Raw genomic sequence first — 9,384 nt, 5'->3', positions numbered from 1 at the left:
CCGAGGAAATCAAACCCATCTGTCGCGGCGGTAACTTTGGTTTTCTTTTGGCTTACATTCATTCCGCGTTTGCGGAGGAACTCGCTGATTCTTTCAAGTATTTCTGTCGCGTTATCTTCGGGGCGTAGTATTATGACCATATCATCCGCGTATCGGATTGATGGCTCGATAATTTTACTTTTTGAGGTGTTGTCTTTGACACTTCTGCCGTATTTGTAATCGGCGTGGTATCTGTGTATACTCTCAATCCCGTTGAGTGCGATATTGGCTAATAGTGGGCTAACTACTCCCCCTTGCGGTGTACCCTGTTCGGGGAATTCTGGGTTTACTCCAGTCTTGAGGCATCGGAAAATACCGATTTTTAAGCCTTTGGGAGCGATAAGTTCATCCATTATTGCTGAGTGGTTAATCCTGTCGAAGCACTTCTCAATATCGAGTTCTATAACTCGTTTCTCTCTTCCCTTGGCGTATGAGTTTAGGTTGTTAAAGATGTATTTTTGTGCATCGTGGGCAGATCGCCCCGTTCTAAACCCGTAGCTTCTGGCATGGAAAGTGGCTTCGTGTGCTGGCTCCAGTGCATATTTCGCTAGGCATTGCCAAGCTCTGTCTGCGATGGTAGGTATCTTAAGCATTCTGGTAGTCCCGTCCTTTTTGGGGATGGGGATTTCCCGTAGTCCTTGATGCTTCCAATTTCCGCTATTCATTTTTAGTAGTTCTTCAAGGTTGAAGCGTTCTTCAAATGAGAGGGATTTCTTGCCATCAATACCCGCCGTCTTTTTGCCAGCATTTAGCTGAGATACTTGTCTTATTGCAAGAAATCGAGCCGAGGTGGATTTAAGAATAAGCTTTTGGAGTGACCTAGCTTTCCGCTTGTCGCCAACTTGAACAGCTTTGAATACGCGCTTTTGAAGGCGAAAGAGGGTCTTGCGGAATTTCTTCCACGGTAGCCCTTTCCAAGATTCACTAGTTTTTACACTGTGTCTAATCATTCTCTTCTCTGGTTTGTATTTTCTGAACACCTCAGACCAATTACGGTCTGTCCTACCCGAATTGTGGGGATTCCTCCGCTCGTCTGGGCTACTTGGGGTTCGACTGCCCCTAGACCCACAACTCGTTTTTATTCGTTCCCTCGGAGAGATTGATTGTTCCGTTAGGTGTAGCCAATTCAACCACTGGATTCCCTGGACTCTTACCGCTTTTATGAAAATGATGCGGCGGGAATAATCTCCAGTAAAGTCAGGGTTTTTGTGTTGCGCCCTGCTTTCAAGTAGGTCACTTTTATAGGCTCTGTTTCACCATAGGAACTCCCTGTTAGCGCCAGTGTCAGCCCGCAACGGCTGTCTGATTGCGCCCTGTTCCCAGCTTCACTCTACAAGAACCGAGCTTGTTCGGTGTGGGCAGGTAAGGAGTCAATTCTGAGTCTGAATGGCAAGGCTTACACTTGCATCAATCCGAGAGTTCAGCCTTTAATGTCAGTAATCTGCTGACGGGCTGGATTAGTTATTTACGGACTGGCTACCGTGATTCACTAATCAACGAATCGCACTTTCATTCTCGATAAGTACCCCAGAATAGCCCTTTTTTTTAAGGGTCTGTCTGTGCCTTCTAAACCTTTACCTGGCTTGGTTTAGCAAGCATTGTCGCCCCTTGAAGTTCAAGCCATTACCTCAAGGGAGCAATCGTCGGCTGTGGAGGGGCGATTGTTGTAAGGGCAAAGGGAGACGATAAGCTCTCGCTTAAGCATAAAGGCGATCGCAAGAAAGCGGGCCAAAAGCGCCATCGCTCTATTGCGAAGTACGCAGGGAGTAATCAGGCTGTGTGTGAGCGGGTGCGGTGCTGCGGCTGGTCACGCCTAGCAACAAAAACACAATCAAACCCTTCCCCTCCAAGCAATCCGCAGCCAAGTTAGGTTTCAGTTTTTATCACGTCGGTTTCGTGGAGGTTCAAGTCGTAAAGCTGCTGCATTTGCTCTATTTCCTACCGTCTTGTGATGTGTAAAGGATACATGGCTTGGGTCAAGTATATTTTCTAAAAGTGTTAACGCATCATAAGGCACATCCCTGAATGTATTTATTACAACCCATCCTTCCGGGGATTCTTCTAATGGTTCAATAATTGGAACTTCGGTTTTTGCTGCATTTTCACGCTCCCCAGCATATACAAACAGCAGTCCAAGATTTTCAATAGTCGGTAATGATGCTACGCAAGCGCGTTTTGACGTCTCTGCTGTTCCACCTTTGACTTGCTGAGGAATATGAAGGCAATCTCCATCTCCAGAGAAAGCCCAACCGTGATACGGACACTCCAACAGCCCTTCATCACTAATCCTGCCTTCTGATAACGGTGCTAAACGATGAGGACACTGATCTTCAAAGCTCCTCCAAGATTCGGCAACTCTATCCCACCAAATTACAATATCTCTTCCCAGCAGTGTAAAAGGAGTTGGTTTTGATTTGTCTAAGTCCTCTAAGTAATGGACCGGATACCATGTCTCTTTACAATCAAAACTATTCGGGTCACTGCCGCCCCCAGGCTTTTTTTCCTGAAAACTATCTGTAACATTCAATTCTTTTGAAAGCATTTTTAATATTTCTTAACTTTTATTCCCAACTCTTAGGTTTATTTTAGCTAGTATGAGCATTGCTTGGATCTTTAGGAGTGCGCTCAACGAGCTATCCTGTGCGCCTCACACAACAGCATAAATTAGGTACTGGTCAGAGAGAAAAAATTGTATGAGGTTGCAGCAGTCTAAGCAATCCTCTTCAGCCTAAATCAACAGTATCGGTCATCTTTTGGGAACCAATAGTTTCCATTTGCCCATAAAAGCGCATAATCCTTCGGTTGCAATCATAGGCTGCTTGCGGGGCGGTTGTCACTTTTGGCAAGGGAGAGTGCAATAGCCGAAGCGCTTAAGCGTGAGATGATCGCTCACAGTAGACGCACTCTCACAAAAATACTCTACCGAGTTATTCACTTAGCAGAGTATATAATAACCAATGCTTAATTTACCAGCATTTAGTTTATAAAATAGTATCTATTCATACCTCTGTATAACTACTGTAAATCTTGACCATAGCCCTCCACCACCCCAAGCTAGCGATTGCGCTGTCTGAGCACAGCAAAGCTGCTCGTAGCCTATGGAGTGGGGCAGTGGCAGGTCTGGGTTAACTTTGCTGACGAGTGTAGGTCTGTGGTGTGCGATTGGTTGATAGTGGTTTAATTGTAGATACATTTGGAAGGAGATTCCACAATTAAATGAGTCGTCAATTCATATCTTCTAGTTCTATCTTTGAGCAAGAAATTGCTTATTCTAGAGCCGTTATTGATGGAGACTGGGTTTTTGTTTCTGGTACCACAGGTTTTGATTATAGTTCGATGACCATCTCTGATGATGTTGTAAAACAAACAGAGCAGTGTTTTAAAAATATTAATGCTGCACTGACAGAGGCAGGACTGGTAATGCAGGATATAGTGCGAGTTCGTTACATTTTACCAATTCGAGAAGACTTTGAACAAAGCTGGCCAGTAATTCGTAAATATTTAGGAGATGTCAGACCAGCAGCAACAATGATTGTTGCAGGACTTTCAGATCCTAGAATGCGGATTGAGATAGAGGTGACAGCAAAAAAAACTAGGGACTAGATTTGAGGAGCAGTTTTGTGACAAATCACATAACTTCTTGGCCACTCGTATTGCTGAGAAAAACACCCTTGTTGCCTTCCCTGCCAACGATTGCTGATGGTGAGCCTTACTGGAATGCATGTCTGGGGCAGTGGCAAGTTTGGGTTAACTTTGGGAGCGGTTGTAGGTCTGTGGTGTGCGATTGGTTGGCGGCGGTGTAGATCAGGAGAAATTGCTTCAGTTTCGACTTGATGATTGTGGACTATGTGCAGTTGATTGAACCAAGAGAAAAGCGGGGTGGTGAAAACCGCGTACAAGAAATCGACTCCATATTGAAACAACCCAGGGCGATCGCTAAACAATTCAATAAGGATCTGACAATTTCTGAACATGAAATTGAGATGCTCATGTTCCAAGTTAAAAGAGTTCCGACGAAGTGAAAATCGTTTTCTATGCAAAATAGAAAGCTGAGAATGATTAAATTTACCAACAACTTTTGTAACAATGGGCGACTCTTGCTTTAATCAACTAGCCACTGCATTAACAAATAACCTATCGATATAAACCGAAAACTCCTAAATAACATCACCCATGTTACTGTCATCAGGATAAAACTTAACCACTTATTATTGTGGTAAAATTTCCGCGCTTGCCAAATAATAAATGTCAAATTTGTAGATAATGAAACCGCTATTAGATTAGCTAAAAGTAACCAATGCTCTTCTGTTACCTCTTGCATCCAAACTATTAACGAACCTCCGTTTGCACTATTGGGCTGAAAACTGGCATCTCTTAATGGTGATACTTGATAAGCAAAAATGCTACTAGCTATCGTTAGGAATAACAAGAACAGTAGACTGAAAATTGAAAAGTGTCGAATATTTTGAAAGCTTCTCATATAATCTCCTAAAATTTAAGGCAGCGAACGCCTTTGATTACAACCAAAGATGCTACTAAGGGTTATGACATTGATTATTTGGTTTGCTTACTTTGTTTAGACCGATTCAATTTTAAAAAGTTTCAAACCTATTTATATGAGTTCTTGCTACAAACTTACAGAGTCAAAGCTTCTACACTGTTTCCCGATTTGGAACACTCTTGACCTTTCCTTTCCTTACTGACGGCATAACTTAGTGTGGGTTAAAGCAAAGCTGGACAGACTCCGAGACAGTCCATATTATCAAGCTCCTGCTGGACTGAATTAGTCTTATGTCAACTACAACACCCAGAAAATCAAGCAATGAAATTAATTGCGAATGGGCGAAAAAGCGTTAGCGGAGCGGGGCGTTAGCCCATTGCGAATTGTTTTGGTTGGGGAATGCCTGGGCAATATCATTGGAAGCTGGAGAATCCACGCGAGATTACACCGATTCCTTACATTGGGCAGTTGGGGATTTTTGAAGTGCCAGATGATTTGGTGAAGGAGGCGACTGGTATATGACTCCAATAGCCCTTATCAAAAAAGCGAAAACCAAAAAGCCATCACCAAGATTAGATGTCTGCAAAAATTTTGATAACACAAAATTAAAACCAGTTCTTCCAGATGATGCTCCTATCGCTGTAGTACTTTTCGCGGGTGGTGGCGGGATAGAAGCTGGGATGGTACAGGCTTGGTATTCGCCCAGTTATTGCAGTAGAGTTTGACCCAACTCAACCAGACTTGAGCACTTAAGTAGCGAACAAAGAGAACAGGTATTGAGTTGGTTACAAACTCTCGTATTTTTGGGAACTGGGGGAACTAGAATATAAACTAGCCTTTGAATATGATGTGATTTATGAGTCAAAACAAAGTTACTATGACTTGTTCAACGCAGCGGGAATTAGTTGGAAGAAAACCACTAAATTGAACTCTCTATTAATCCACAAAAAAATTGTAAGGTAATGGATGCGTCGCATGAAATTTTGGGTGTTTTTGCCAATTGCGTTAATATTTGGCTGCTCAGTTCAACTGTTTCAATCTAACTTGTCTGTAGCCTACTCTAACCCAGCATTAGTTCCACAAACTAGTCCGATATCAAAAGTGAGTTACCTTTCATCGTTGGAACAAGAGGTAATTGTTGAAACAAATAAGGTACGAACAAATCCCAAATCATACCTCCCGATTCTAGAAAACTATAGAAAGCGCTTTGAGGGAAACCTAGTAAACGTTTCTAATAATACCTATTGGCAAACTCAAGAAGGAGTCAAAGCAGTTGATGAGGCGATCGCATTTTTGAAATCAGCGCCTCCTGTGGGAGTATTGAGTCCATCTAAGGGTATGTCTTTAGGAGCAAAAGACCATGTTAAAGACCAAGGCCCAAAAGGTGCTACGGGTCATAATGGTAGCGATGGTAGCAACCCCTTTACTCGCATCAACCGCTATGGTAAATGGCAAACAACCGCAGGCGAAAACATCACTTATGGCTTTAACACTGCTGAAGATATTGTCATGCAATTAATTATTGATGATAGTGTGCGCGATCGCAGTCATAGACAAAACATTTTTAACGGCGCTTTTAAAGTGTCTGGTGTTGCTTGTGGAATTCACAAATCATATAGGACAATTTGTGTAATTAACTACGCTGATGGGTATAGGGATAAATAATTTGAGTTAGGAAGTGGGGACAATTACCGAAGGGTCTGAATTATTGTACTTAAAAGCAGGCGTAATAAAGTAAAAATATTTTTTTGTCCTTTACAAGCCCACACAGCAAAAGCAAGTAAAGGTGGAGAAATAACGATGACTTGACCGCAGCGAAGCGCCGACAGGTCGGCGCTTCGCTATCGCTATTGTTGAAGCTATCCGACAGTTACAGCCACGGGTTTTCACTCTCGAAAATGTCCCACGCTATCAGAACAGTCAGAGTTTCAGTATCATTTTGTCAGCTTTGGAGCAAGAGAGGTACGAGGTACTCGGTCGATTACACCGTGGTCAACATGGCTGACTTGAGGTTGCTCCAGGCGCGGTGGCGGTTAGTCCTGATTGCAAGTAGGGGGTTTCGGGTTGCCCTACCTACGGGAGGTAAATCTTGTGGATGGTACGAGGCGATCACTCATCTAATCCCTACGATGCCCGACTCTAAACTACTCCCCAAACAACAGCAAGCTTTGGAGAAATTTTTAGCCGGGAATGCGCCAACACCATTGTTAATAGAAAGAGTGGGGGGGCGTATACAGTCCAAATACAAACCCGGACATTTACCTTGCAACACGATACTGCGATGGCGCGAGCGCCCGCCGGAGGCATCGCATTTCACCGACCACAAAGGCTGCAACCGTAGGAGATTCGCTGATATCTGGTTGCCGGATGGTACGGTCAAATCCTTGTCTATTGAAGGGGCTGCAATCTTGCAAGGGCTTCCCGGTTGGTACGAGTTTCCCAACGAGACTGCTACGGCGGGGTCAATTATCGGCTACTCTGTACCTCCCAGTTTCGCAACACAACTATTTATATCTGCACAGAGCAAATTATTAGGAGTGACTGTATGACTAACCTTGTCCAAGGCAAGACAAATCACCCTGTTAGTTCGCCAAGTGAATTTGGCGGGGAAAAGGGGAAGGGGGAAGGGGGAAGGGGAAAAGGTTTTAAATCCCAAACCCAGTAACCTTTCCCCTTTTCCCAGCCCTCACCCAACATTTTTGGATCGCCAGACCACTACTGCATATCCACCTTTGGTATTGTCGCTGATCGAGAAATGTCAAGCATTGGGCTATCCTGTGAAGTGCGATCGCCTAGCTTGCAGCTATTACCGGGTATCTCTGCATGGCGAGGACTTGGGTGATTGGTCTGAGCTTGGGGTGCTGGCTGTTCTTTCGGGGTTACAGCAGGAGTTCTATCGGGGGCGGCGGCTGCCGGGGTTGACTGCGGCGATATCAGGTTGACGGTGGAGTGTCTTTTGGGGGCGAGGGGTGGGCGGTTGAGTTTAATTGGGAAAGCAAGCTTTCAGGTACGTTTTGTGCTTTATCTAATCCTTCCACATTATTCCAGTTTGTATGCTCATCCCAAGTAATATCGAGAAGGTAAGCGCCTCTAAAGTTAGCGCCTCTAAGATTAGCGCCTAAGAGGGCAGCGCTATCGAGGTTAGCACCATCGAGGTTAGCACCATTGAGGTTAGCGCCACAGAGGTTAGCACCATCAAGGTTAGCACTAGAGAGGTTAGCGAAAAGGAGGTTAGCGAAAAGGAGATTAGCGCGGAAGAGGTAAGCGTTAGAGAGGTTAGCACCATCAAGGTTAGCACCATCGAGGTTAGCGCCATAAAGGTAAGCGCCATAGAGGTAAGCACGGGGGAGAAAATAACCAATAGTTGACGAAAAAGTGCTTAAATTAACGCTGTTACTGTAGCTTATAATACGCAACAATCGTTCGGAATCAAAATTTTCGCTGTCTTTCTCCCCACACGGGAAAAAAGCAACTTTATCCTTTAGTTCATCTTGAGTCTGAGCATAACGGTGTAGATATAAGAGAAGAATCATTACATTTAGCCCGGTAAATATATCAACTTCTCTCAAATCAAGCAATATTTTTTCTGTTTGGAATTTTTGCATTTGATTTAAAGGAAGATTTTTCGGAAATCTACTAATAAACTTTCCTTGACACCAATTATGATAAAAATCTTCCAAACGCTCAAATAATTTTAAATATTGAAATTGCTCTTCAGAATCAAGCAGAGCCATTAAATACTCTAAAATCTCTTGTGTCAATCCACCGTAGCCAAATAAACCATAGATTTCTTCTGCTAGCTTGTCATCATCAATAACATATCTCTCACGTCTACTTTCAGAATCTATTTTTGTCCACTGTTTCAAGCTTTCTTTTATTTTCTGAGCGCAGAGAAATTCTCCAAAACTCTTATGAATAAACTCGACAGCACCCTCTGTTGAGGAGGATGCTTTTGCTGGGCGTAAATAAAATGCTGCTAACGCATTTCTTAAAGGATTTTCACCACCAAGCTTCTTCTGTGCTTCTTCCAGTAACTTTCTGGCTGTTTTATCATTTTTGAGCCGTTCTTCAATTGCTTTGATTGAAGTCCATTCTCTTCCAGATTGAGTAACAGATAACCCCGCTTCAGTTAAAATCAGGCGCAAGTCTTCTGTATCAAATTCTGTAAGTTCTAGATTAAGCTTTTCAGGACGTTGTTTTGTTAAAACCCAATTTAGTGTTTTTTGATAGATTATTATTTTAGCTTGAGCATCATTAGCACCTTCAAACATTTTGATATTTAACTCGTCTTCTCGGTGCATAGCCCCCAAAAGATACAGTAACAGTGGTTCTCGCGCTAATTCTTTAACACGCTCAGGGCAATTATCTGCTTCGAGAAACTTTTGAAATTCTAATGCTTTATCTTGTCCAACTAATCTACCCCACTTTGATAACCATTGGATCTGGATCTGGTCATCTATTAATGCTATTTCTAATTTAACTAAGTTAGCTGGTAGCCGATTTTCAATTCCATGCAACGCTGATTCTCTTCCAGTCACTATGAATTGATGTCTACATACTCTTTGCGCTTGATAGTTTCCTACTTGCCCAAGAAAATCTTCAATTCCTTTTGCTGTTCTTCCTTCAAAACGTAATTCATCAAAACCATCTAGTATAAATAAATATCGAGTATTGCGATCGCTTAAGAGGCTGTTTGAAAAGTCAAAGAAATGGTAAAAAAGCTCTCTCAGTATACGCTGTGAATATATAGTAGACAGCACTGAGAGAGCAACATGAGTAAAGCATACCCCAGCAATCTGACCCGTGCTCAATATGAATTTCTGAGTGACATGATTCCAGAACCA

The 9,384-nt window shown here is 43.0% G+C and carries 12 protein-coding genes and 2 pseudogenes; 10 read left to right on the top strand and 4 right to left on the bottom strand.

All coding sequences use genetic code 11. The features are described from left to right. From H6G26_RS34870 to H6G26_RS34865, 3 genes and pseudogenes are all read right to left on the bottom strand, one after another. A partial coding sequence (locus H6G26_RS34870; protein WP_190735744.1) for a reverse transcriptase domain-containing protein occupies window positions 1-989 on the bottom strand: 989 nt, incomplete at its 3' end. A gap of 665 nt (window positions 990-1,654) precedes the next feature. Next, window positions 1,655-1,780 carry a hypothetical protein gene (locus tag H6G26_RS44030; protein WP_277883951.1) on the bottom strand — a complete coding sequence of 42 codons (126 nt, stop codon included), beginning with the start codon at window positions 1,778-1,780 and terminating at the stop codon, window positions 1,655-1,657. 162 nt (window positions 1,781-1,942) lie between these two features. Beyond that, window positions 1,943-2,581 (bottom strand): annotated as a pseudogene (locus H6G26_RS34865) (Rieske 2Fe-2S domain-containing protein); the annotation flags it as partial. Window positions 2,582-3,255: 674 nt separating this feature from the next. Between H6G26_RS34865 and H6G26_RS34855 the strand changes: the two are divergent. The 10 genes and pseudogenes from H6G26_RS34855 to H6G26_RS43230 all read left to right on the top strand — a co-directional run bounded on the left by H6G26_RS34855 (window position 3,256) and on the right by H6G26_RS43230 (window position 7,482). Then, on the top strand, window positions 3,256-3,642 hold the full coding sequence (locus tag H6G26_RS34855; protein WP_190735734.1) for a RidA family protein: 387 nt from the start codon (window positions 3,256-3,258) through the stop codon (window positions 3,640-3,642). A 17-nt stretch (window positions 3,643-3,659) separates the two neighbouring features. Further along, on the top strand, window positions 3,660-3,842 hold the full coding sequence (locus H6G26_RS34850) for a hypothetical protein (protein ID WP_190735732.1): 183 nt from the start codon (window positions 3,660-3,662) through the stop codon (window positions 3,840-3,842). 30 nt (window positions 3,843-3,872) lie between these two features. Next, a complete protein-coding gene (locus H6G26_RS34845) occupies window positions 3,873-4,061 on the top strand; it encodes a hypothetical protein (RefSeq protein ID WP_190735730.1) in 189 nt (62 codons plus the stop codon). A gap of 878 nt (window positions 4,062-4,939) precedes the next feature. Further along, window positions 4,940-5,062 (top strand): hypothetical protein, encoded by a 123-nt coding sequence (locus H6G26_RS44025; protein ID WP_277883950.1) that lies wholly within the window; start codon window positions 4,940-4,942, stop codon window positions 5,060-5,062. Next, entirely contained in the window at window positions 5,059-5,265 is a 207-nt protein-coding gene (locus H6G26_RS43240) for a hypothetical protein (RefSeq protein WP_242054110.1), read from the top strand. The genes H6G26_RS44025 and H6G26_RS43240 overlap by 4 nt, the downstream gene beginning before the upstream one ends. Window positions 5,266-5,286: 21 nt before the next feature. Continuing rightward, a pseudogene (locus H6G26_RS34835) lies at window positions 5,287-5,467 on the top strand (winged helix-turn-helix domain-containing protein); the annotation flags it as partial. A 39-nt stretch (window positions 5,468-5,506) separates the two neighbouring features. Further along, on the top strand, window positions 5,507-6,205 hold the full coding sequence (locus H6G26_RS34830; protein WP_190735728.1) for a CAP domain-containing protein: 699 nt from the start codon (window positions 5,507-5,509) through the stop codon (window positions 6,203-6,205). A gap of 178 nt (window positions 6,206-6,383) precedes the next feature. Next, window positions 6,384-6,545 carry a DNA cytosine methyltransferase gene (locus tag H6G26_RS44390; protein WP_347242555.1) on the top strand — a complete coding sequence of 54 codons (162 nt, stop codon included), beginning with the start codon at window positions 6,384-6,386 and terminating at the stop codon, window positions 6,543-6,545. Then, window positions 6,538-7,089, top strand: coding sequence for a DNA cytosine methyltransferase (locus tag H6G26_RS34825; protein WP_242054111.1), 552 nt, complete (start codon window positions 6,538-6,540; stop codon window positions 7,087-7,089). The genes H6G26_RS44390 and H6G26_RS34825 overlap by 8 nt, the downstream gene beginning before the upstream one ends. 6 nt (window positions 7,090-7,095) lie before the next feature. Beyond that, entirely contained in the window at window positions 7,096-7,482 is a 387-nt protein-coding gene (locus H6G26_RS43230; RefSeq protein ID WP_242054108.1) for a hypothetical protein, read from the top strand. Here the strand turns inward: H6G26_RS43230 and H6G26_RS34815 are convergent. Further along, window positions 7,474-9,384, bottom strand: a 1,911-nt coding sequence (locus H6G26_RS34815) for a pentapeptide repeat-containing protein (RefSeq protein WP_190735726.1), incomplete at its 5' end; no start/stop codon positions are given. The two genes, H6G26_RS43230 and H6G26_RS34815, sit on opposite strands and share 9 nt — an antisense overlap.

It is taken from the genome of Nostoc sp. FACHB-888 (assembly GCF_014696655.1).
In the GTDB taxonomy this organism is placed as follows: Bacteria; Cyanobacteriota; Cyanobacteriia; order Cyanobacteriales; family Nostocaceae; genus Nostoc.
Note: the sequence above shows the minus strand (reverse complement) of the source record. Positions and strands in the feature narration are given on the sequence as shown.

Bases quoted from the DNA above. Each gene is read 5' to 3' on its own strand.
- H6G26_RS44030 (WP_277883951.1), bottom strand. From the start codon at position 1,780: ATGGCGCTTTTGGCCCGCTTTCTTGCGATCGCCTTTATGCTTAAGCGA.
- H6G26_RS34855 (WP_190735734.1), top strand. From the start codon at position 3,256: ATGAGTCGTCAATTCATATCTTCTAGTTCTATCTTTGAGCAAGAAATT.
- H6G26_RS34845 (WP_190735730.1), top strand. From the start codon at position 3,873: ATGATTGTGGACTATGTGCAGTTGATTGAACCAAGAGAAAAGCGGGGT.
- H6G26_RS44025 (WP_277883950.1), top strand. From the start codon at position 4,940: ATGCCTGGGCAATATCATTGGAAGCTGGAGAATCCACGCGAGATTACA.
- H6G26_RS43240 (WP_242054110.1), top strand. From the start codon at position 5,059: ATGACTCCAATAGCCCTTATCAAAAAAGCGAAAACCAAAAAGCCATCA.
- H6G26_RS34830 (WP_190735728.1), top strand. From the start codon at position 5,507: ATGCGTCGCATGAAATTTTGGGTGTTTTTGCCAATTGCGTTAATATTT.
- H6G26_RS34825 (WP_242054111.1), top strand. From the start codon at position 6,538: ATGGCTGACTTGAGGTTGCTCCAGGCGCGGTGGCGGTTAGTCCTGATT.